General features: G+C 65.2%; 24 protein-coding genes. 19 read left to right on the top strand and 5 right to left on the bottom strand.

Features of this window, described 5'->3' with window-relative positions:
- The first annotated feature begins 23 nt into the window (after positions 1–23).
- The 6 genes from rpsK (at position 24) to CIT39_RS21110 (ending at position 4,693) form a co-directional block, all read left to right on the top strand.
- Positions 24–413, top strand: coding sequence for a 30S ribosomal protein S11 (rpsK, locus tag CIT39_RS21135; RefSeq protein ID WP_007603045.1), 390 nt, complete (start codon positions 24–26; stop codon positions 411–413).
- 111 nt (positions 414–524) lie between these two features.
- Complete coding sequence (locus CIT39_RS21130) at positions 525–1,556, top strand: DNA-directed RNA polymerase subunit alpha (protein WP_094895375.1); 1,032 nt, start codon at positions 525–527, stop codon at positions 1,554–1,556.
- 145 nt (positions 1,557–1,701) lie between these two features.
- Complete coding sequence (gene rplQ / locus CIT39_RS21125) at positions 1,702–2,118, top strand: 50S ribosomal protein L17 (protein ID WP_094971994.1); 417 nt, start codon at positions 1,702–1,704, stop codon at positions 2,116–2,118.
- 12 nt (positions 2,119–2,130) lie between these two features.
- A complete protein-coding gene (locus tag CIT39_RS21120; protein WP_334273000.1) occupies positions 2,131–2,403 on the top strand; it encodes a hypothetical protein in 273 nt (90 codons plus the stop codon).
- 62 nt (positions 2,404–2,465) lie between these two features.
- The gene (locus CIT39_RS21115; RefSeq protein ID WP_094971992.1) at positions 2,466–3,254 is read left to right on the top strand and encodes an SDR family NAD(P)-dependent oxidoreductase; all 789 of its coding nucleotides are present in this window, start codon (positions 2,466–2,468) and stop codon (positions 3,252–3,254) included.
- Positions 3,255–3,364: 110 nt separating this feature from the next.
- The gene (locus CIT39_RS21110) at positions 3,365–4,693 is read left to right on the top strand and encodes a chloride channel protein (protein ID WP_094971991.1); all 1,329 of its coding nucleotides are present in this window, start codon (positions 3,365–3,367) and stop codon (positions 4,691–4,693) included.
- A 3-nt stretch (positions 4,694–4,696) separates the two neighbouring features.
- Here the strand turns inward: CIT39_RS21110 and CIT39_RS21105 are convergent, their stop codons facing one another.
- Positions 4,697–5,710, bottom strand: a complete 1,014-nt coding sequence (locus CIT39_RS21105) for a zinc-binding alcohol dehydrogenase family protein (RefSeq protein ID WP_094971990.1) — start codon at positions 5,708–5,710, stop codon at positions 4,697–4,699.
- Positions 5,711–5,843: 133 nt separating this feature from the next.
- Here CIT39_RS21105 and CIT39_RS21100 point away from each other — a divergent pair, with 133 nt between their 5' ends.
- Entirely contained in the window at positions 5,844–6,221 is a 378-nt protein-coding gene (locus tag CIT39_RS21100; protein WP_094971989.1) for a winged helix-turn-helix transcriptional regulator, read from the top strand.
- 52 nt (positions 6,222–6,273) lie between these two features.
- Here the strand turns inward: CIT39_RS21100 and CIT39_RS21095 are convergent, their stop codons facing one another.
- Positions 6,274–7,875: an OprO/OprP family phosphate-selective porin gene (locus CIT39_RS21095; protein WP_094971988.1), complete on the bottom strand. Its 1,602-nt coding sequence runs from the start codon at positions 7,873–7,875 to the stop codon at positions 6,274–6,276.
- 313 nt (positions 7,876–8,188) lie between these two features.
- On the opposite strand from CIT39_RS21095, the gene CIT39_RS21090 reads away from it, so the two are divergent.
- The 9 genes from CIT39_RS21090 to CIT39_RS21050 all read left to right on the top strand — a co-directional run bounded on the left by CIT39_RS21090 (position 8,189) and on the right by CIT39_RS21050 (position 16,964).
- Positions 8,189–9,595: a DegQ family serine endoprotease gene (locus CIT39_RS21090; protein ID WP_162308605.1), complete on the top strand. Its 1,407-nt coding sequence runs from the start codon at positions 8,189–8,191 to the stop codon at positions 9,593–9,595.
- Complete coding sequence (locus tag CIT39_RS21085) at positions 9,592–10,926, top strand: replication-associated recombination protein A (protein ID WP_094971987.1); 1,335 nt, start codon at positions 9,592–9,594, stop codon at positions 10,924–10,926. Before CIT39_RS21090 ends, CIT39_RS21085 begins: the two co-directional genes overlap by 4 nt.
- A gap of 50 nt (positions 10,927–10,976) precedes the next feature.
- Positions 10,977–12,206: an RluA family pseudouridine synthase gene (locus CIT39_RS21080; protein WP_094971986.1), complete on the top strand. Its 1,230-nt coding sequence runs from the start codon at positions 10,977–10,979 to the stop codon at positions 12,204–12,206.
- 31 nt (positions 12,207–12,237) lie between these two features.
- A complete protein-coding gene (locus CIT39_RS21075) occupies positions 12,238–12,546 on the top strand; it encodes a hypothetical protein (protein ID WP_244607418.1) in 309 nt (102 codons plus the stop codon).
- A 73-nt stretch (positions 12,547–12,619) separates the two neighbouring features.
- Positions 12,620–13,414, top strand: coding sequence for an ATP12 family chaperone protein (locus CIT39_RS21070; protein ID WP_094971984.1), 795 nt, complete (start codon positions 12,620–12,622; stop codon positions 13,412–13,414).
- 57 nt (positions 13,415–13,471) lie between these two features.
- Positions 13,472–15,073: a flagellar hook-length control protein FliK gene (gene fliK / locus CIT39_RS21065; protein ID WP_162308604.1), complete on the top strand. Its 1,602-nt coding sequence runs from the start codon at positions 13,472–13,474 to the stop codon at positions 15,071–15,073.
- Positions 15,070–15,333 carry an EscU/YscU/HrcU family type III secretion system export apparatus switch protein gene (locus tag CIT39_RS21060; protein ID WP_094971983.1) on the top strand — a complete coding sequence of 88 codons (264 nt, stop codon included), beginning with the start codon at positions 15,070–15,072 and terminating at the stop codon, positions 15,331–15,333. The genes fliK and CIT39_RS21060 overlap by 4 nt, the downstream gene beginning before the upstream one ends.
- A 90-nt stretch (positions 15,334–15,423) precedes the next feature.
- The gene (gene blaOXA / locus CIT39_RS21055; protein ID WP_094971982.1) at positions 15,424–16,242 is read left to right on the top strand and encodes a class D beta-lactamase; all 819 of its coding nucleotides are present in this window, start codon (positions 15,424–15,426) and stop codon (positions 16,240–16,242) included.
- A gap of 65 nt (positions 16,243–16,307) precedes the next feature.
- Positions 16,308–16,964, top strand: a complete 657-nt coding sequence (locus tag CIT39_RS21050; RefSeq protein ID WP_094971981.1) for a carboxymuconolactone decarboxylase family protein — start codon at positions 16,308–16,310, stop codon at positions 16,962–16,964.
- A gap of 160 nt (positions 16,965–17,124) precedes the next feature.
- Here CIT39_RS21050 and CIT39_RS21045 read toward each other — a convergent pair whose 3' ends face one another.
- Positions 17,125–17,721: a hypothetical protein gene (locus CIT39_RS21045; RefSeq protein ID WP_094971980.1), complete on the bottom strand. Its 597-nt coding sequence runs from the start codon at positions 17,719–17,721 to the stop codon at positions 17,125–17,127.
- Between the two features lie 159 nt (positions 17,722–17,880).
- Complete coding sequence (locus CIT39_RS21040; RefSeq protein ID WP_094971979.1) at positions 17,881–18,285, bottom strand: DUF4260 domain-containing protein; 405 nt, start codon at positions 18,283–18,285, stop codon at positions 17,881–17,883.
- A gap of 139 nt (positions 18,286–18,424) precedes the next feature.
- On the opposite strand from CIT39_RS21040, the gene CIT39_RS21035 reads away from it, so the two are divergent.
- Together CIT39_RS21035 and CIT39_RS21030 are read left to right on the top strand one after the other, a co-directional pair.
- On the top strand, positions 18,425–19,957 hold the full coding sequence (locus CIT39_RS21035) for an acyl-CoA carboxylase subunit beta (protein WP_094971978.1): 1,533 nt from the start codon (positions 18,425–18,427) through the stop codon (positions 19,955–19,957).
- A 613-nt stretch (positions 19,958–20,570) separates the two neighbouring features.
- A complete protein-coding gene (locus CIT39_RS21030) occupies positions 20,571–20,918 on the top strand; it encodes a hypothetical protein (RefSeq protein ID WP_094971976.1) in 348 nt (115 codons plus the stop codon).
- 97 nt (positions 20,919–21,015) lie between these two features.
- Here CIT39_RS21030 and CIT39_RS21025 read toward each other — a convergent pair whose 3' ends face one another.
- Entirely contained in the window at positions 21,016–21,666 is a 651-nt protein-coding gene (locus CIT39_RS21025) for a glutathione S-transferase family protein (RefSeq protein ID WP_094971975.1), read from the bottom strand.
- Between the two features lie 148 nt (positions 21,667–21,814).
- Here CIT39_RS21025 and CIT39_RS21020 point away from each other — a divergent pair, with 148 nt between their 5' ends.
- Complete coding sequence (locus CIT39_RS21020; protein WP_162308603.1) at positions 21,815–22,129, top strand: hypothetical protein; 315 nt, start codon at positions 21,815–21,817, stop codon at positions 22,127–22,129.
- Positions 22,130–22,208: the final 79 nt, after the last annotated feature.

The following is a 22,208-nucleotide window of genomic DNA, read 5'->3' as shown; positions in this document are numbered from 1 at the left end:
GAGATCTTCAGGAAAGGTACTCTATGGGCAAGGAAGCCACCCGCGTTCGTCGTCGTGAGCGCAAGAACATCGCCTCCGGCGTCGCGCACGTGAACTCGTCGTTCAACAACACGACCATCACCATCACCGACGCGCAGGGCAACACGATTGCCTGGTCTTCCGCCGGCACGATGGGCTTCAAGGGCTCGCGCAAGTCGACCCCGTACGCCGCGCAGGTTGCCGCCGAAGACGTGTCCAAGAAGGCGCAGGAACACGGCATGCGCACGCTGGAAGTCGAAGTCGCAGGTCCCGGTTCGGGCCGCGAATCGGCGCTCCGCGCGCTTCAGGCCGCAGGCTTCACCGTCACCTCGATCCGTGACGTGACCACGATCCCGCACAACGGTTGCCGTCCCCGCAAGCGTCGGCGCGTTTGATACGAAATTGCGGGCGCATCGGCGCCCGCGATTGTTTTTTGCAAAGCCGCGGGAATGATCTGCGGCCTTTCTCCAACGCCAGTATCTGCAATCGCAGTATGACTGGCCTGTATGGGTGAAACAGTGACGATCCAGAAAAATTGGCAAGAACTGATTCGACCGAACAAGCTCCAGGTGCAGCCCGGCAGCGATCCCTCGCGTTTTGCGACCATCGTCGCCGAGCCGCTCGAGCGCGGCTTCGGCCAGACGCTCGGCAACGCGCTGCGCCGCATCCTGCTCTCCTCGCTCCAGGGCGCAGCGGTGCAGTCGGTGCACATCGACGGCGTGCTGCACGAGTTCTCCTCGATCGCGGGCGTTCGTGAGGACGTCACCGATATCGTGCTCAACATCAAGGACATCTCGATCAAGATGCAGGGCGAAGGCCCCAAGCGCATGGTCGTGAAGAAGTCCGGCCCGGGCGTCGTCACCGCAGGCGACATCCAGACCGTCGGCGACGTCGTCGTGCTCAACCCGGACCTGCAGATCTGCACCCTCGACGAGGGCGCCGAGATCCGCATGGAGTTCACGGTGGCCACCGGCAAGGGCTACGTGCCCGCCGAGCGCAACCGTCCCGAGGATGCGCCGATCGGCCTGATCCCGGTCGACAGCCTGTACTCGCCGGTCCGCAAGGTCTCCTACAAGGTCGAGAACACCCGTGAGGGTCAGATCCTCGACTACGACAAGCTGACCATGACGATCGAGACCAACGGCGCGCTGACGCCGGATGATTCGGTGGCCTATGCCGCTCGCATCCTCCAGGATCAGCTCAACGTGTTCGTCAACTTCGAAGAGCCGCGCAAGGAAGTCGCCCAGGAGATCATCCCGGACCTCGCCTTCAACCCGGCCTTCCTCAAGAAGGTGGACGAGCTCGAACTGTCGGTGCGCTCGGCCAATTGCTTGAAGAACGACAACATCGTCTACATCGGCGACCTCGTCCAGAAGAGCGAAGCCGAAATGCTCCGCACCCCGAACTTCGGCCGCAAGTCGCTGAACGAGATCAAGGAAGTGCTGGCCCAGATGGGTCTGCATCTCGGCATGGAAGTGCCGGGCTGGCCGCCGGAGAACATCGACGAGCTCGCCAAGCGCTTCGAGGATCACTACTGAGCGAATGGCGAGTAGGGGGTGGCGAATAGACGACTATTCGCCATTCGCTACTCATCACTCGCGTACTACGGGCGAACGCAGGCAGCCCACCTGAGCAACATGTCCGACGAACCGTCGCGGCAGTTTTTACGTAAGGAATAGTCACATGCGTCACGGCAAGGTTCATCGGAAGCTCAATCGCACGGCCGAGCATCGCCGCGCGATGTTCGCCAACATGTGCGCTGCGCTGATCAAGCACGAGCAGATCGTCACCACGCTGCCGAAGGCGAAGGAATTGCGTCCGATCGTCGAGAAGCTCGTCACCCTCGGCAAGAAGGGCGGGCTGGCGATGCGCCGCCAGGCGATCTCCGAGATGCGCGACAAGGACCAGGTCAGGAAACTGTTCGACGTGCTGGCGGCTCGCTACAAGGACCGTCAGGGCGGCTACACCCGCATCATCAAGGCCGGCTTCCGCTACGGCGACAACGCCCCGATGGCCGTGATCGAGTTCGTCGATCGCGACGTCGACGCCAAGGGCCAGGATTCCGGTCCGGTGCAGGAAAAGGAAGCCGAGGCGGCGTAAGCCGATCGGTATTTGGTTTTCGAAGAGCGGCGCCTCCGGGCGCCGCTTTTTTTATTGCGCTGCCATTGTCTTCTGACCATGGCCCATCGCCCTGAAAGCCACCTCGATTCGGTGGCCGGCCTCAGCGCGTGGAGCGATCAGCAAATCAAACGTGCGATTGCGCAAGGCATCGGATGCGACGGGTACAAGGTCGTGCCAGCATCCCGCGTCGACAGGGTGGGCACGCTACGCCTTGCCGACCTGTACCCACTGCTGTTGCGGCGGCCGATCCTCACGCGTCGGTGAGGGACGATTGAAGCTGCTTTCGCAGCGCACGATATCTCGGTGAACATCAAAGGAGCCCGCGCATGAACATCGACCTTTCCGGAAAGACCGCCCTCGTGACTGGCTCGACTGCCGGCATCGGTCACGCCATCGCCAAAGGCCTCGCCGGCTCGGGCGCCAGTGTCGTGATCAACGGCCGGGGCCAGGACAAGGTCGATGCCGCGGTGCGCAAGCTGGAAGGGACGGGCACGAAGGTGCGCGGAATCGCTGCCGACGTCTCGACTGCCGCAGGCTGCAAGGCGCTGGTTGCGGCGCTGCCTGAGGTCGACATCCTCATCAACAACGCCGGCATCTTCGAGCCCAAGGATTTCTTCGACATCCCGGACGAGGACTGGAGCCGCTTCTTCGAGGTCAACGTGATGAGCGGCGTGCGGCTGTCGCGGGCCTACATGAAGGGCATGCTCAAGCGCAACTGGGGCCGCATCGTCTTCATCTCTTCGGAGTCCGGGCTCAATATTCCCGTCGAGATGATCCACTACGGAATGAGCAAGACAGCCCAGCTCTCAGTCGCGCGCGGCCTGGCGCAGCTCACTCGCGGCACGGCTGTTACCGTCAATTCCGTGCTGCCGGGACCGACGATGTCGGAGGGCGTCGAGACCTTCGTGAAGGATCTTGCCAAGCAGAACGGGCAGTCGGTCGATGAGGCCGCCGCCAATTTCGTCGAGCAGCATCGCCCGAGCTCGCTGCTGCAACGCTTCGCCAGCGTCGACGAGATCGCCAACATGGTGGTCTATGTCGCCTCGAAGCAGGCGTCCGCGACCAACGGTGCGGCGCTGCGTGCCGAGGGCGGCATCGTCAATACGATCGCCTGAGGCGGCGCTGCTGCGGCGGCTGCTGCTGGTTGTCGAAGCGTTGTTCCAGTCTAGCTGGTTTGCGGGCCCGTGGGTTCCGTTCGGCGCGCAGTCGGCTAAGATCAGCTCTCATGCTCTGGCCCCTGTCGACCCGCCATAAACGCCTCTTCAAGCTGACGTCGGCGCGATGGCAGCGGCAGGCGATCTTCCTGCTCGGCGGGATCTGTGTCGGTGCCATAGCGGTGGCGCTGGCACAGCTCGCCGATCTCGCCCAGCATGCCTTCGGGCTGCTGCTCGCGAAGTCCCGCTATGCCGTGCTGGCGGTGACGCCACTCGGCTTCGTGCTCTCGGCCTATCTGACCATTCGTCTATTCCCGAACGCGCAGGGCAGCGGAATTCCGCAAGCCATCGCCGCACGGCATCTGACCGATCAGCGCGCGCGAGAGAGCCTGGTCTCGATGCGGATCGCGATCGGAAAGGTGATCCTCACTCTGTTCGGTCTGTTGTGCGGCGGCTCCGTTGGCCGGGAAGGTCCGACAGTGCAGGTGGGGGCATCCATCATGTTCGCGCTCGGCCGCGTCTCGCCGCGCCGCCAGCCCGGCTTGATTCTGGCCGGCGCCGCCGCAGGCGTCGCTGCAGCCTTCAATACGCCGCTGGCCGGAATCGTCTTCGGCATCGAGGAGATGAGCCGCGCCTTCGAGACCCGCACGTCCAGCCTCATCATTGCGGCCGTGATCGCGGCTGGCCTGACCTCGCTGGCGCTGGCGGGCAATTACGCCTATTTCGGCAGCAGCGCGATGTCGCTGGCGCGTGGCCCGGACTGGCTGGCCGTTCCGCTCTGTGGTGTGGCCGGCGGTCTGGCGGGCGGCCTGTTCAGCCGCATCGTCATCACGATGGCGCGGGGGGGCAAGAATTCGCTCGGACGCGCGATCAAGGGGCATCCACTCTGGTTTGCATTCGCATGTGGACTGGCCGTCGCGATCTGCGGCCTGGTATCCGGCGATACGATCTATGGCACCGGCTATGACCAGGTGAAGACGGCGCTGGAGCACGGCTCGCCGCTGCCGCAGGATTTCGGCGTGCTCAAGCTGCTGGCGACGGCCTTTGCCGCGATCAGCGGCATACCCGGCGGTATTTTCGCGCCGTCGCTTGCCGTCGGTGCCGGCATCGGCAGCAACATCGCCTCGTTCTTCCACGATGCGCCGCTCGGCGCGATCATGCTGCTCGGCATGGTCTCGTACTTCGCCGGCGTGGTTCAGGCGCCGATCACGGCGTTCGTGATCGTGACCGAGATGACGGACAATCACGGCATGGTCGTGCCATTGATGGCGGCCGCGCTGATCGCGCACGTGACCTCGCGAATGATCTGCGAGGAGGGCATCTATCACGCGCTGGCAAAAGGCTTTGTCGAACGTGCGACGCATCCGCAGGATGCGAAGGCGCCGCCCGCTTCGAACTGACGCCTACCACCCCTCCAGCACGATCTTGCCGCGCGACTTGCCGCTCTCGAGCAGCGCATGCGCGCGCTTGAGGTTGGCGGCGTTGATCGTGCCGAAAGTCTGGTCGAGCGTGGTGCGCAACACGCCCTTGTCGATGAGGTCGGCGACGTCGTTCAGCAGATGATGCTGCGCGATCATGTCCGCCGTCTGGAACGAGGAGCGCGTGAACATCGATTCCCAGTGGACCGAGATCGCCTTGCCCTTGAACGTGCTCATGTTGAACTCCGGGGGATCGTCGATCAGGCCGAACCGGCCCTGCGGCGCCATCAACTCGGCGATCGCCTTGTAGTGCTGGTCGGTGAAGGTGAGGCTCGCCACCAGCGCGACCGGCGGCAGCTTCAATTTTTCGATCTGCTCCTTCATCGGCTTGCCATGATCGATCACCGCATGCGCGCCGAGATCGAGACACCATTTCTGCGATTCCGGCCGCGTCGCGGTCGCGACCACCGTGAGACCGGTGAGGCGGCGGGCGAGCTGGATCAGGATCGAGCCGACGCCGCCGGCGCCGCCCGTGATCAGCAGCGTCCGCGGATCGACGCTCTTGCCGGGCACCGCGCCGAGCCGATCGAACAGCAATTCCCAGGCGGTGATGGAGGTGAGGGGAAGGGCAGCTGCCTGGGCAAACGAGAGCGACTTCGGCTTGAGGCCTGTGATGCGTTCGTCGACCAGGTGGAATTCGGCATTGGTGCCTTGGCGCAGGATCGAGCCTGCGTAGAACACTTCATCGCCCGGCTCGAACAGCGTGACCTCGGGTCCGACGGCATCGACAACGCCAGCCGCGTCGTAGCCCAGGATCTTGGTCTCGCCCTCGGGCGGCGCTGCGCGCTTGCGCACCTTGTAATCGACCGGATTGGCCGAAATCGCCTTCACGGCGACGCGAATGTCGCGTCCCTTGGGCTCGGGTTTTGCGGTCTCGAAATCGATCAGCGAATCCGCGTCCTCGATCGGAAGCGATTTCTTGTAGCCGACGGCTTTCATGGCTTGTCTCCATCAGATGGCGCGCAGCTTGGCATGAGCCCGCTTGGCCTGCTAACTGTCGCGCTAGCTCCGATTTGGCAAGTACTGTAAATTCGGGGATATAGTCCCTGTTTGGATACTATTGGAAAAACGCATGAAACGGCGCGATTTTGCCCGGCGCCCGGGCTGCTCGGTCGAGGCGACGCTGGATCTGATCGACGGCAAATGGAAGGGCGTGATCCTCTATCACCTGCAGAGCGGCACCCAGCGCTTCGGCGAACTGCGCCGCCGGATGCCCGGCATCACCCAGCGCATGCTGACCAAGCAGCTTCGCGCGCTGGAGGAGGACAAGCTTGTCATCCGCAAGGTCTATGCCGAGGTGCCGCCGCGCGTGGAATATTGTCTCTCCGAACTCGGCGAAAGCCTGCGGCCGGTCATCGACATCCTGAAAGCCTGGGGCGAGAGCCACCAGCAGCGGCTCTCCTGCGCGCCGCCGCCGGTGGTGGTGAGGAAGCCGAAGCGGGCTGCGTAATTCCAGCATGGTCCCGGGCTCGCGCTGCGCGCGCCCGGGATGACGGGAGATGTTAGAACGCGAACTGCGTGCGCATCGCGACCGCGTCGAACTTCGAGCCGACATCGGCGGTCGAGACCGGCGAAGCCTGCCGCGACACCGTGCCGTGCAGATAGTCGAGCATGAAGCGGACGTTGCCGTTGACGTACCAGTTCAGCGCCGCCGTGTAGACGGTCTGCCGCCCGCCGGCGATCCCGGTCGCCGTTCCCAGCTGGTTGTTGAGGTCGATCGTCGAGAAGCGCCCCGCGATTTCCCAGGCGCCCCAGCCGCCGCCGTCGAGCGAGAACGGGTGCGCCGGCTTGACGCCGTTGTAGGCCGCGTTCGCCGCATTGTAGCTCCGGCCTTCGCCCGTCAGCACGTAGCCCGCCTGCGCATAACCGCCCTGGAATTTCAGGCTGGGTGCGCCGATCGGCGCGAGGCCCGTGTTGGCAGTGCGATCGATATTGTACCAGAAGTACTCGCCCTGGAGGATCAGCGGTCCGTAGGTCGCGGCGGCTTCGACGCTGTAGACCTGCGCGCCCGAGGCATTGGCGATCGCGCCGGTCGAGATCAGCGTGGTCGGGTCGAGACGCAATTCCGGCCGGTCGCTGAGCGTGACCGTCTGCGTGTTGGCGATCAGATTGCGCGGCGGCTGGATCAGCCATTGCGCATCGGCGCCGATATGCACCGAATAGTCCTTTCCGCTGATCGGGTTGCCGGCAATACGCGCCACGGCGCCATATTGCTCGCTGGTGCCCGCCGGCGCCGCGCTCGAAGCCGAGTGGATCGCGCCAGTCGACGGCCCCGTGACATAGCCGCCGATCCAGAGCTGGTCGTTGTACCAGCGCGTACCGGCCGCGGAGCGGAAATCGCCGGCGGCGATATTGGTCGCGACGATGCCGGCCGAGGCGCGCTCCATGAACATGATGTCGTTCGAGCTGGTGGCTTCATCGAGCGTGTAGGGCAGGTCCATGATGCCGGCTTCGACCGCCATCTTGCCGCCGAACGGCTTCAGGCCGGTGTAGCTGATGTAGGCATTCTCGACGCCGGAGACGCCGCCGCCCGGCAGTGAGCCCGGCGCCGCGCCGCCAAAGCCGTCGGACGTGCCGCCGAAATCGTAGATCAGCGCGAAATTCCAGTCGTTGAAGAACTTGCCGGCAACGCCTATGCGCGCGCGGCGGACGTTCTGTCCGCTGTCGAGCTTTTGCGGTACGGTGGCCGCCGTGTTGGGTCGATAGTCATAGCCGCCGACGTCGTAGTGCAGGCGGCCGGTGATCGCGACGCAGTTTGCCTGATCGGCGGTGCAGATGGTCGGCCGGTTGTTCGGCATGGTCAGGACGACGCCGGACGCGGGTGCCGGTCCCTTGAGCGGGATGGCCGCGTTGGCGTTGGCGACGACCGCCTTCGCCTCCGAGCGCGCTTCGGCCTTTGCTTCCACTCTGGCCTTCGCGGTGGCAGCCGTGTTCGCCGCGGTCTGGCTCTGGAGCTTGTCGAGCTTTTGCTCCAGCATCCTCAACTGCTGCTTCAGCAGTGCGATCTCCTGCTCGCTGCTGTTTGCCGATTGAGCCTGGGCCTGCGAGGCCGCCAGCGCGCCGGCGAGACCAATCGCCGTGGCTGCAATTCTTGTCCTGCTCACGTCACGCCTCCATCGTTTGACGAACTTCCCCAAGTCGCAACGGGAGAGCCTAGGTGCGATCGATGACTGCCCCGCGACGCTGCGCTCCGGTTGTTTGGTTCCCACTGGTGCAAATTCGCCGCAACCGAATCCACCATCAGGTAGAATGCTGGATGATGCGCTTCATGCCAATCTGTCGCGACAGGAGGATTGCGAATTCGCACGGAGGCTTGCAGGCCGGACACACCGGGTATGGGCCGAATATTGCAGCCCGGCGCCCTTCTATTGGGGGGCGAACGCGCCTATATTCCGGCGTCTTTTCCAAGAGGTAGGAATGTTTCGATCGATCCGGACTGCCGTCGTGACGGCATTGTGCATAGCCTTTTCGGCCCACTTCAACCCGGCTGCGGCGCAGGACCGTCGGGTCCCGTCGTCGCCGGCCGAGCTGCGGCTGTCCTATGCGCCGATCGTGCAGCGGGTGCAGCCGGCCGTGGTCAACGTCTATGCCGCCAAGGTGGTGCAGAACCGCAACCCGCTGCTGGACGATCCGATCTTCCGCCGCTTCTTCGGCGTGCCGGGCCAGCAGCAGGAGCAGGTGCAGCGTTCGCTCGGCTCGGGCGTGATCGTCGACGCGTCCGGTCTCGTCGTCACCAACGTCCATGTCATCGAAGGCGCCGACCAAGTGAAGGTATCGCTGTCGGACAAGCGCGAGTTCGAGGCCGAGATCGTGCTGAAAGATTCCCGCAGCGATCTTGCGGTCCTGCGTCTGAAGGACACCAAGGAGAAGTTTCCTGCGCTCGAGTTCACCAATTCGGATGAGCTGCTGGTCGGTGACGTCGTGCTGGCGATCGGCAATCCCTTCGGCGTCGGCCAGACCGTGACCCACGGCATCATATCGGCGCTAGCGCGCACGCAGGTCGGCATCACCGACTACCAGTTCTTCATCCAGACCGATGCGGCCATCAATCCCGGCAATTCCGGCGGTGCGCTGGTCGACATGAACGGACGGCTCGCCGGCATCAACACCGCGATCTATTCGCGCTCCGGCGGCTCGCAAGGCATCGGCTTTGCGATTCCATCCAACATGGTGCGTGTCGTCGTCGCCTCCGCCAAGAGCGGCGGCAAGGCGGTGAAGCGTCCCTGGCTCGGGGCAAAATTGCAGGCGGTGACGCCCGAGATCGCCGAGAGTCTCGGCCTGCGCTCGCCGTCCGGCGCGCTCGTCGCGAGCGTGCTGCCGAACGGACCTGCGGCCAAGGCGGGCCTGAAATCCTCAGACCTGATCACCGGGATCGACAACCAGACTGTCGACGATCCCAACGCCTTCGACTATCGCTTTGCCACCCGTCCGATCGGCGGCACTGCGCAGATCGACGTGCAGCGCGGCGGCAAACCGCTCAAGCTGACGATCGCGCTGGAGACCGCGCCCGATGTGGGCCGCAACGAACTGGTCGTCACCGCGCGATCGCCGTTCCAGGGCGCCAAGGTCTCGACCATCACGCCCGCGGTCGCCGACGAGCTGCATCTGGACGCCGACACCGAAGGCGTCGTGATCACCGATCTCGGCGGCGACAGCGCAGCCGCGAATGTCGGCTTCCAGAAGGGCGACATCATCCTGGCCGTCAACAACCAGAAGATCGGCAAGACCGGCGACCTCGAAAAGGCCGCCGGCGAGCGCCCCCGGATCTGGCGCATCACGCTGGTGCGCGGCGGCCAGCAGATCAACGTCACGCTGGGCGGATGAGTCCGAAGCGACCACAAACGCCAACTCTCTTTGCCGCGGCGGGGCTCGACCACGAGGCTCCGCATCCGCTGCCGGACCGGCTGCGCCCGCGCACGCTGTCGGAGGTCGTCGGCCAGGACCACATCCTCGGTCCCGACGGCGCGCTGACGCGCATGCTGGAGACGCGCACGCTGGGGTCGCTGGTGTTCTGGGGGCCGCCTGGCACCGGCAAGACCACGGTGGCGCGGCTGCTGGCGGACGCCACCGACCTGCATTTCGAGCAGATCTCCGCAGTGTTCTCCGGCGTCGCCGATCTGAAGAAGGCGTTCGACGCCGCGCGCGCCCGCCGCGAGATGGGCAAGGGCACGCTGCTGTTCGTCGACGAGGTGCATCGCTTCAACCGCGCCCAGCAGGATTCGTTTCTGCCCGTGATGGAAGACGGCACGGTGGTGATGGTCGGCGCCACCACCGAGAACCCGTCCTTCGAGCTCAACGCGGCGCTTCTGTCGCGTGCGCGCGTCTTGGTGTTTCGCTCGCTCGACGCGGCCGCGATCGAAAAACTGTTCGCGCATGCCGAGGCGGTCGAGGGCAAGAAGCTGCCGCTCGATGCGGAGGCGCGCGCGGTGCTCGTGCGCATGGCAGATGGCGACGGAAGGGCGTCGCTGACGCTTGCCGAAGAGGTCTGGCGCTCGGCGCGGGCGGACGAGATTTTCAATGCCGCGCAGTTGCAGGAGATTTTGCAGCGCCGGGCGCCGATCTACGACAAATCGGCCGATGGCCATTACAACCTGATCTCGGCCCTGCATAAATCCGTGCGCGGCTCCGATCCCGACGCTGCGCTGTATTACCTCGCGCGCATGCTTGATGCCGGTGAGGACCCGTTGTTCCTGGCCCGCCGTGTCGTGCGCATGGCGGTGGAGGACATCGGGCTCGCCGATCCGCAAGGACTCGTCATCGCCAATGCGGCCAAGGACGCTTTCGACTTCCTCGGCCATCCCGAGGGCGAACTCGCCATCGCGCAAGCGGTCGTCTATCTCGCCACTGCACCGAAATCGAACGCGGTCTACACCGCCTTCAAGGCCGCGATGCAGACGGCCAAGCACGCTGGCTCGCTGCTGCCGCCCAAGCACATCCTCAATTCCCCGACCAAGCTGATGAAGTCCGAAGGCTACGGCGCCGCGTACGAATACGACCACGACACCCCTGACGCCTTCTCCGGCCAGGACTATTTTCCCGAAGCCCTGGGCCGCCAGACCTTCTACGACCCGCCCGAGCGCGGTTTCGAGCGCGAAATCCGCAAGCGGCTGGATTACTGGGCCAAGCTGCGGAAGGAACGGGGCGGCGGAGGCTAAAATTGCCGTTTCGTCGTGACGAAAGGGCACTTTTGAGCTAGGCAGGCATCATGAGCCGCCGCATCAAGAGAATGAATCCGAAGCCCCGCGAACGCGATGAGCGCAAGGAGGCGCGCCCGTTCAAGGCACGCAGCGCCAAGAAGGCCGGGCCGCGTCCCGGGGCCAAGCCGGGTGGCAAGCCGCCGCGCTTTGCGGCCGAGCCTGTCGAGCGGCGCGCACCCAAGGCTGAGCTGAAAAGGTCTGAGCTGGAAAGGCCCGCGCCCGAGAAGCCCGTCGAGGCGCTGCTGCCGACCAAGGTGCAGACCGTCAAGGTGACCGCCGACGAGAACAACATGCGCGTGGATCGTTTCCTCGAGGCGCGCTTTCCCGGCTTGTCGTTCTCCCACATCCAGCGCGTCGTGCGCAAAGGCGAGCTGCGCGTCGATGGCAAGCGCGTCGACAGCAAGGACCGGCTGGAGGAGGGCCAGAGCGTCCGCATTCCGCCCCTGAAGCTGGACACGCCGAAGGCCGCGAGCCCGCTCTCCGAAGCCGCGCAAAAGACGCTCGCCACGCTAAAGGAGATGACGCTGTACGAGGACGACGACGTCCTCGTGCTCAACAAGCCGTTTGGGCTTGCGGTGCAGGGTGGCTCCGGCACGACGCGGCACATCGACCAGATGCTGGAGGTGATGCGCGACTCCAAGGGGCAGAAGCCGCGGCTTGTGCACCGGATCGACAAGGACACCTCCGGATGCCTTCTGATCGCGAAGACCCGTTTCGCTGCCTCGCATCTGACCGGCGCGTTCCGCTCGCGGTCGGCGCGAAAAACCTATTGGGCGCTGGTGCCGGGCCTGCCGAAGCCGAAGCAGGGCCGCATCTCGACCTTCCTTGCCAAGGAGGAGAGCGAGGACGACACCATCATGCGCATCGCCCAGCACGGCGACGAAGGCGCGAGCCACGCGGTGACCTATTACGCAGTGGTCGAGACCGCCGGCAACAAGCTGACCTGGGTGTCGCTGAAGCCGGTGACAGGGCGCACACACCAGCTACGCGCCCACATGGAGCATATCGGCCATCCCATCGTCGGCGATCCCAAGTATTTCAACATCGAGAATTGGAAACTGCCGGGCGGCCTGCAAAACCGGCTGCATCTGCTGGCGCGCCGCATCGTCATTCCGCATCCGCGCGGCGGCGTGATCGACGCCACCGCGCCGTTGCCGCAGCACATGCAGCAGTCGTGGAATCTGTTGGGGCTGGATGCCTCCAGATTTGATCCCATCGAGAACGCGCCTGAAGAATAGCCGGGTTGAATGGGGACGGCGGACGTACGACATGTCCCCCATGACCCAGTTCCCGATCTGTCTTGTGCTGATGGCCGTGCTATGCCTGGACCAGGCTGCCTACGCGCAATATGTGGAGCCGGGCGCCTCGCGGCTCGCTCCACAGTCGCCTCAGCCGCCGCCGCCGCCAAAGATCGAGGTGCCCAAGGTTCCGCAATTCGACGCGCCACTGCGCTACAACTACCAGCCGCTTCCGCGCAATTCGTTCAGTGACCGCATCACAAGGTGCCTCGACGACGCCGCGGCTGCGGGTCTGGGCCCGGCTGATCGCGGCACTTATGCGCGCAGTTGCGTCAACTAGCAGCACTCATCGTCGTTCTGGCGGAGTCCTGACGACGCAGGTAATTTGGCTGACACAGGGATCGAAAAGACCGATGCGCGAATTGTTCGAAGAAGCAGCAAGCCAGCCTCCGCCGGATCCGCGGGAATCGGCGCGCGCGTCCGCGCGCACGCCGCAGCGCAAGCGCTTCTACAAGGAAGCCGGCGTCACCGAGGCCGAAGGCGGCTTCGCCATTACGCTCGACGGCAAGCCGATCCGGACGCCCTCCCGCCGCCAAGTGGTGATTCCGGCGCGCGAACTCGCCGATGCCGTGGCCGCGGAATGGGCGGCCCAAGGCGAGACGATCGATCCCGTGACCATGCCGCTGACGCGGGTGGCCAACAGCGTGGTCGAGGGCGTGGTCGATCGCGTCGAACTGGTCAGCGACGACCTCGCGAAATATTTCGAGTCCGATTTGCTGTTCTATCGCGCCGGCCATCCCGAAGGGCTGGTCGCCCGCGAGGCCGCGCATTGGGATCCCGTGCTGTTCTGGGCCGCGGAGACGCTGGGCGCGCATTTCATCCTGTCTGAGGGCGTCATGCATGTGAAGCAGCCCGACGAGGCGGTCGAGGCCGCGCGCGCCGCGCTGCCCGGCGACGCCTGGTCGGTCGCCGCACTCCACGTGGTGACGACCCTGACCGGCTCGGCGCTGCTGGCGCTGGCGCTGGCGCATGGCGTGCGCGACCCCGGCCAGGTCTGGGCCGCCGCCCATGTCGATGAGGACTGGAACATCGAGCAATGGGGCTTGGACGAGGAAGCGGCTGCTCGTCGGGCCACGCGCCTCCGGGATTTCGAGGCCGCCGTGGCGGTTCTGGCGGCGGTAAAGGCGTCCGGAGCCGAAGGTCCTTAACGAGAGGTTTACGACGGCGGCCTTATGGTGTGGCCAGCGCTGCATGGGCCCCCTGAGATGCCGACGCCGGTCACTTCCATCCTTCCCGTCAGTGCCGCCAGCCCCGCGGCTGATGCGACGACGCCCGATCTGGTGCTGCAGGCCGGCAGCGTCGTCGATGCCAGGGTCGTCAGCGTGATGGCCGACAATCTGGTGCGGATCGCGATCGCCAACCTCTCGATGGACGTCATGTCGGAGGTGGCGCTGACGCCTGGCCAGAATCTCCAGCTTGCGGTCTCGCAGAACGACGGCACCATCCGGCTGGCAGTCATGAGCGGGGCAGGCGAGGCGACGCCAGATCAGGTCTCGCTGACGCCGCGTGCGGCTTCGCTGGTGGAAAGCCCGCCGCTGGTGCCGTCCGCGACCGTGCCCCGCAACACGCTGACGCCATTGGAGCAGGTCGCCGTCACCGCGGCCTCGGCCGAGGCCGCCACGAAGCAGGGCAGCCAGGCGCCGCTGTTCGCCAATCTGGCATCCGTCGTCACCGGCAGCGATCTGCCTGCGGGCTTGAAGCAGGCGGTGCTGGACGTGCTGGCGCAGCAGACGCCGCTCAATCCCGGGCTCGATGGCGCCGATGTCGAATCCGCGTTCCAGAAATCCGGCTTGTTCTTCGAGGCTTCGCTGGCCGCGGGCGCGAGGCCGCCCGCCGGCACGACGCCCGACCTGAAGGCGGCGCTGCTGGTGCTGCGCCAGACGCTGACCACGCTCGAGACTGCCGCGCCACAAGCCGCCGCAATTCCGGCCGCGACCACGGGGACACCGCAGGTCGCCACCGGGCCTGCCCAGGCCACAGGCGAGGCCGCGCAGTCGGCGTCCCCTTCCGGCCCCGAGATCGCGCAGACGCCGCGCAACGCCAATCTCGCGGCCGCGGTGCTCGCGGACGTTGCCGGCAACGCTCAGCAGGCCGCGATGCCGCGCACCATGTCCGCCGGCCTTGCCGCGAGCCTGCTGCAGGAGGCCATGCAAAACCTGCCGCGCCTGACCGGCAATGTTCCCGGCTCCAACAAGGCGGTGCCCGACGGCCATAGCTTCGAAGCAGCCGCACGCGCGACGCCACCGCCGTTCCGCGGTGCATTGCCCTCGCCGCAGCCGATTGCCGCGCCCTCGCTCGCGCCGGACACGCCGCTGTCCGCAACCGTGCATCGCCTGCTCGATGAGACCGATGCCGCGATCGCGCGGCAGACATTGCTGCAGGTCGCTTCACTCCCCGATCGCGCCGACGCCAGCGGCCATCGCATCGACCCGGCCGCGCCGCAGTGGAATTTCGAGATTCCCTTTGCAACGCCGCGGGGCACCGCGATGGCGCAGTTCGAGATCTCGCGCGATGGCGCTGGCGAATCCGCCGATCCCGCCAGGCAAGCCTGGCGGGCGCGCTTCACGCTCAACGTCGAGCCGGCCGGCCCCGTGCACGCGCTGATCACGCTGAACGGCGACAAGACTTTCGTGCGGATGTGGGCGGAGCGGCCGGCGACGGTGCAGCAGCTCCGCGCCGGCATCGGTGAGCTCAACCAAGCCCTGACGCGGGCAGAGCTCAAGCCCGGCGACATCCTGGTCCGCGAGGGGACGCCACCGCAACCGGCGCCGGCCCGCGCCGGCCACTTTCTGGATCGGGCGACATGAGCGACCCATCCAAGCTCGCGATCGCGCTGCATTACGAAAAGGGTACGAACGCGCCCGTCGTCGTCGCCAAGGGCAAGGGCTCAATCGGCGAAAAGATCGTCGAGATCGCCAAAGCCCACGACATTCCGATCGAGGAGAACGAGGTCTTGGCCGGCGCGCTGTCCAAGGTCGAGCTCGGCGAAGAGATCCCGCCCGATCTCTACAAGGCGGTCGCCGAAGTGCTGGTGTTCGTGCTGCGGCTGTCGGGCCGGGGGCGATGACGCCCCCGGGGGCGCTGACGCCCGTCATCGTTTCACCAAGATAACGGTCGCATGGTCGCGGCGAAGTTCATCCCACAACGGACATTTCGTTTGATCACCCGCCGCTCCACTCTCGGTCTTTTCGCCGCTGCCGCCACATTGCCTTCGCGCGCGTTCGCCCATGTCGCACCGCCGCGCACTGAGATCCGTGACAGTCTCGCCAAGCGCTTCACCGACCTCGGCACGTCAGGAACCTTCGTCGGCTACAAAGTGGAGGACTACCTGATCGTCGCCAGCGACAAGGAGCGCTCCGGCGAGAGCAAGCTGCCGGCCTCGACCTTCAAGATCCCGAACTCGCTGATCGCGCTGGAGACCGGCGTCGTCACCGACCCAGACAAGGACGTGTTCCCCTGGGACGGCGTGAAGCGGCCGATCGAGGCCTGGAACAAGGATCACACGCTGCGCAGCGCGATCGCGGTCAGCGCGGTGCCGGTCTATCAGGAGATCGCGCGGCGCATCGGGCAGGAGCGCATGCAAAAATACGTCGATCTGTTCGACTACGGCAATCGCGATATCGGCGGCGGCATCGACCAGTTCTGGCTGACCGGTGCCTTGCGCATCGATCCGGTCGAGCAGGTCGATTTCGTCGATCGGCTGCGCCGCCGCACGTTGCCGGTTTCGAAGCGCAGCCAGGACCTCGTCGCTGACATTCTGCCGGTGACCAAGGTCGGCGACAGCGTCATTCGCACCAAGTCCGGCCTGCTGGGGGCCGAACGCGGCGAGCCGTCACTCGGCTGGATGGTGGGCTGGGCCGAAAAGGGCGGGGCGCACACCGTGTTCGCGCTCAACATGGATTGCAAGGAGCCGCGCCTCGTCGGCGAGCGCATGCCGCTGACGCAAGCCTGCCTTGCCGAGATCGGCGCGATCTAGCGCTGTCGCGCGGGCGCTGCGCGATTAGCATCCTTCCGGCCAAGAAAGAAAACCGGGAGGATAAGATGAACTCAACGCCGCTCTGGCTGTCGTCGCTCACGCTTGCCGCTGCTGGCGGCTGGCTCGCCGCCACCATGTTCGCCGGCCCCGCTACCAGTAAGGAGCCGCGCTTTCCGCAGCTTACGATGGACCAGCTTGACGCCAAGCAGAAGCCGCTCGGCGAGCAGATCATGAAGGTGTCGAGCGTCGGCATCGGCGGTCCCTACAATCCGATGATCCGCAGCCCCGTGCTTGGCCAGCGCCTGTTCGACCTGTTCCACTATCTGCGCTGGGAAACTTCGGTTCCGGTGAAGCTCAACGAATTCGCGATCCTCATCATCGGGCGGCAATGGCGTTCGCAGGTGGAATGGTTTGCGCACGCGCCACTGGCGGCGAAAGCGGGCCTTTCGCCCGACATCATCGCGGAGCTGAAAGCCAACAAGCGACCGTCGAAGATGGCCGAGGACGAGGCTGTGGTCTACGACTTCGTCACCGAGCTCACCACGACCAAGAAGGTCAGCGATGAGACCTATGCGCGGGCGAAGAAGGCGTTCAACGATCAGCAGATCGTCGATCTCACCGCAGTGTCCGGCAACTACGTGATGGTCGCGATGCTGCTGGCAATGGCGGAAGAGACGGTTCCGCCGGACAAGCAGGAGCCGTTCAAGCCGGGCGAGCCCTAGTCCCATCCAACGGCAAAAGGATCGTCATGGCCGGGCTTGTCCCGGCCATCCACGACCTTCTCTAGCAGCGCGAACAACGCGGAGGTCCGGGCCTTCGCCTCGCCGAAGCGGCTTCGGCCGCGCAGGCGGGACAAGCCCGGGCACGACGAGCCCGAATGCCTCAGCCCTGGTCGGCCGTCTTCTTCGCCGTCAGCGCTTGGTCGATCGCAAAGCCGCCGATCTCGCTCATCGCCTGCGAGATCACGTCACCCTTGCGGGCAAAGCCGGCGGAGAGGACATCGAACTGCGTCCGCGCCAGCCGCAGCACTTCGATCGGCACCGAAACCGCGGTCGCGTTGAAGCTGTCGACGGAGGCGCGCAAGCCGTCCAGCTCGGTTGTGAGCTTGCCGATATGGCTCTCGGCACTCTGCATCAGGCCGATCAGCTTGCCGCGCTCGGCGTCGAATGCGGCGCGCTCGGCTGCGGCTGTCGCGGTGACCTCGGCAAGCTGCGCCCGCAACGCCTCGATCTGGCCGACCATGGCATCGGAGGCGAGCTCGGCGGCCTCCCGCAACGCGGTGCTGCGCGTGTGCTCTTCCTGTTGCTGGTGAAACAGTCGCTCGGCCGTCATCGCCCGTTGCGCCAGCGACTCGATCAATGCGGCGGCACGCAGCAGCATCTCGCCGTTCCGCCCCGACACCATGCTGGCCATGCGGCGCAGGAAGTCGGTGGTTTCAGACGATGAGTTCGGCGGCAGTGGGACGACCGTCGCGGACATGGGGATGATGCTGGAGCCAGGGCAGAATGGCAGCCGCCGTACCGACTGAGCTCACGCAACACTCGGCGCCTGATCGCACGCCCTGAGCAAGCCTGAATCGTCCGGTCGGGTCAACCAAGCAGCACGCATAAAATCGACTGTCCCGCCGCAAAGCGAGTGTCAGGCGTCCTTCTGCCGCCCGATCCGCCCCAGATGGGTGAATCCGAACCCGGCAGAATATTTCAGGCCATAGCCCAGCGCCCGGTCGATGCCGATATGGGCGAGCCAGATCAAGGCGATGGACAGAGTGAGGGGCGAGGCGAGGCCGAAGCCCAGCGTCAGCAGCGACACCGGCGCCATGTAGCTGTGGGCCGCATTGTAGACCAGCGCGCCGAATTTGGCGTCGGCAAGGTATGCCAGGAAGCTCAGATCGGGGACCAGGAAGAGCAGGGCAAAGACCAGCCAGGAGCCGTCCCAGGCCCAGTAGAGCATCACCATCCCGATAAACAGGGTCAGGCCTTCCATCCGCAGCAGGATGTTGACCCCGCCCGTTGCCGCGCCAGTCTCGGCCGTTCCGTCGCTCATGCTCGTCTCCCCAGGCAAAACTTTGTAATCCCTCAAGCTTTTAGGCCGGACAAGGCAGCCTTGCGGCGCGGAAAGGCGCTTTCCGGGCCGCAAAATGCCGTGTTAGAACCCCGCATCACTTAAGAACTGGCGGGAGCAAATGAAACACATCCTGGACGCCCTTGAAGATCGTCGCGCCGGCGCCAAGCTCGGCGGCGGGGAGAAGCGCATCGAGGCGCAGCACGCCCGCGGCAAGCTGACCGCGCGTGAGCGCATCGAGCTGCTGCTCGACAAGGGGTCGTTCGAGGAGTTCGACATGTTCGTCGAGCACCGCTCCACCGAATTCGGCATGGAGAAGAACAAGGTGCCCGGCGACGGCGTCGTCACGGGGTGGGGCACCGTCAACGGCCGCAAGACTTTTGTCTTCGCCAAGGATTTCACCGTGTTCGGTGGCTCGCTGTCCGAGACCCACGCGCTGAAGATCACCAAGCTGCAGGACATGGCGATGAAGGCGCGGGCGCCCATCATCGGCCTCTATGATGCGGGCGGCGCCCGCATCCAGGAGGGCGTCGCAGCGCTCGCCGGCTATTCCTACGTGTTCCGCCGCAACGTGCTCGCCTCGGGGGTGATCCCGCAGATCTCCGTCATCATGGGCCCCTGCGCCGGCGGCGACGTCTATTCGCCCGCCATGACCGACTTCATTTTCATGGTGAAGAACACCAGCTACATGTTCGTCACCGGCCCCGACGTGGTGAAGACCGTCACTAATGAGGTGGTCACCGCCGAGGAGCTCGGCGGCGCCTCGGTGCACGCGACGCGCTCCTCGATCGCCGACGGCGCCTTCGAGAACGATGTCGAGACCCTCTTGCAGATGCGTCGCCTGATCGACTTCCTGCCGTCCAACAACAGCGACGGCGTGCCGGAATGGCCGAGCTTCGACGATATCGAGCGGGTCGACATGTCCCTGGACACGCTGATCCCCGACAATCCGAACAAGCCCTACGACATGAAGGAGCTGATCCTGAAGGTCGTGGACGAGGGCGATTTCTTCGAAATCGCGGATTTGTTCGCCAAGAACATCGTCACCGGCTTCGGTCGCATCGCCGGCCGCACCGTCGGCTTCGTCGCCAACCAGCCGATGGTGCTGGCCGGCGTGCTCGACTCTGACGCTTCGCGCAAGGCTGCGCGCTTCGTCCGCTTCTGCGACGCCTTCAACATCCCGATCGTCACCTTCGTCGATGTGCCGGGCTTCCTGCCGGGCACCGCGCAGGAATATGGCGGCCTGATCAAGCACGGCGCCAAGCTGCTGTTCGCCTATTCGCAGTGCACCGTGCCGCTGGTGACCATCATCACCCGGAAGGCCTATGGCGGCGCCTTCGACGTCATGGCGTCCAAGGAAATCGGCGCCGACATGAACTACGCCTGGCCGACCGCCCAGATTGCGGTGATGGGCGCCAAGGGCGCGGTCGAGATCATCTTCCGCAGCGACATCGGCGACCCCGACAAGATCGCCGCCCGCACCAAGGAATACGAAGACCGCTTCCTGTCGCCCTTCATTGCCGCTGAGCGCGGCTACATCGACGACGTCATCATGCCGCACTCGACCCGCAAGCGGATCGCTAGGGCGCTGTCGATGCTGAAGGACAAGAAGGTGGAAACACCGGCGAAGAAGCACGACAATTTGCCGTTGTGAGGGAAGGGCACGCCGGTGGCAATTTGGCGTCGTCGATCGAGATCATGGCGGTGCGCCATTGGATCGTGCGGCCTGATATTGGGCGTGTCGTCCGCGGTCCTGGCGATGGACATATCGTGCTTTGCCCAGGACAGCGAGATGACCGTCACCGCCCGAACGGCGGAAGAGACCGTGATCGAAGGCTACGCCGACGCCGACAATACCTGCGCGCCGGTCGAGCTTCCCCGGCTCTTGCTCATGAAATCACCGGAACATGGGGTCGTCTGTTATCGTATCGAGGACTTCGAGGTGGCGAGCGACTCTGGAAGCGACCGAGCTTGTATTGGGCGCTGGGTCCGCGGCATAAGCATTTTCTATCTGGCTCGACCTGGTTACAGCGGGCCGGATAGTCTCCGATACGAAGCAATCACCGATCGAAGGCGGGACAGGGTGGCTGTTCGGGTCAGGGTCTTGCCCGGCTTCGGAAACGATGCGGCCAGCCCAAACGATTCTCCGCCCGAGCCCGCTATGTCGCTCGGGCCTATTCCTGCATGCGTTGGGCCGGTGTCTTAGGCCGTCGCGTGCTCTATCATCGAAGTTCGTTTGTTCCCCGAACTGCTCGCTCGCAAATGTGATGACCGAAGATAATCCGACCGACGAAATCTCCGACATCGAGGATCGCATCGCGCGGCTCGCCGAGATCGCCGAGCGGTGCCGGAAGTACATCCTGGCGTCCAAGATCGCGATCGGGGGCGGCGCCGCGCTGTTGGTGGTGACGATCCTCGGTGTGTTCGGCTTCGGTCAGACCGCTGCGCTTGGCTCGATTGCGCTGGTGCTCGGCGGGATCGTGTCGCTCGGCTCGAACGTCAGCACGTTGCGGCAGACGGACGACGCCATCAGCGCTGCGGAGGCGCGCCGTGCGGCGTTGATCGGCAGCATCGACCTGCGCGTCGTCGCCGATGCGCCGCTGAAGCTGGTGTGATGCGTAGGGCGGATTAGCGCCAGCGTAATCCGCCACTGTCCGTATCGGCGGATGAAGGCCTTGGCGGATTACGGCTTCGCCTAATCCGCTCTACGAATTACGAGCGCGCTCTATCCGCCGCAGCGAAATGCGCCATCTGGTCGGCATGGGCCTTGGCGAACGCCGGGCGGGCCGTCGCACGCGCGACGTAGGCGCGGCAGGCAGGGCTGTCCGCCAGCGCGTCGAAGCCATCGATGACGCGCAGCACGTCCGCCATCAGGATGTCGGCGACGGAGAAGGATCCCGCCAGCCATTCGCGCCCTGCCAGCACCGGGTCGAGATGCTTGAGGCGCAGCTTGAGGAAGTCATCGACGAATTTCCACGCCGCCGTGTCGGTCGGATGTCCCATGAACTTCGACATTCCCCAGGGCAGGCTGGCCATCTCCACCGAATTGAGCGCCGCGAACACCCATTCCGTCGTCTCTGTGCGACCGCGCGGATCGGTGGGCATCAGCTTCTCGCTGAGCCCGCCGAGATGCAGCAGGATCGCGCCGGTCTCGAAGATCGAGAGATCGCCATCGGTCAGCCACGGCACCTGGCCGAACGGCTGGTGGGCGAAATGTGCGGCCCCGCGATCGTCAAACGGGGCGCTGGCGACGCGATAGGGCAAGGCGGCCTCTTCGAGCGCCCAGCGCACGCGGAGGTCGCGCACGAACCCGCGCGGCGCTTGGGGAACCCAATTGAAGGTGGTCAGGGTAAGGTCGGCCATTTGCTGTCTCCATGTCTTGATTCAAGAAATGTCCTGGTTCGAAACAAAGGACGAGCGAAGGGCGCCCGTTCCGACACCGGTGCCAACTCTTTTTTGCCGCCGGTCACTGGAGCGGCTAAGCTTGCCTCAAACAACAGGAGGAAATCCGATGCCGGCAGCTTTCTTCGTCGTCCGTGCCACCGTCGCCGATCCCGCCCAGCGCGCCGCGTTCGACAGATGGTACGAGACGGAACATGTACCCGACGCGGTGAAGGCATTCGGCGTGAGCAAGGCGTGGCGGTTCTGGAGTCTCGATGATCCCGCGCTGCATCAGGCGATGTATCAGTTCGATGACGAGGCCAAGCTTGCGGCGATGCTGAAGGGCGATGCGCTGAAGCAACTCGTCGCCGATTTCAACCGCGACTGGCCCGACGTCAAGCGCTCGCGCGAGACGCTGGTGCTGGCGCAGGAGTTTTTCAAATAGGGCGCACCGAATGTTCGCCTCGCAACGAATCTGAACACGCGATTCAGCCTTGGTTCATGCCGCGACCGCGACACTTCCT

Origin of the sequence: Bradyrhizobium symbiodeficiens (assembly GCF_002266465.3) — a bacterium.
Lineage (GTDB): Bacteria > Pseudomonadota > Alphaproteobacteria > Rhizobiales > Xanthobacteraceae > Bradyrhizobium > Bradyrhizobium symbiodeficiens.
This window is presented reverse-complemented; position numbering and strand designations above follow the sequence as displayed.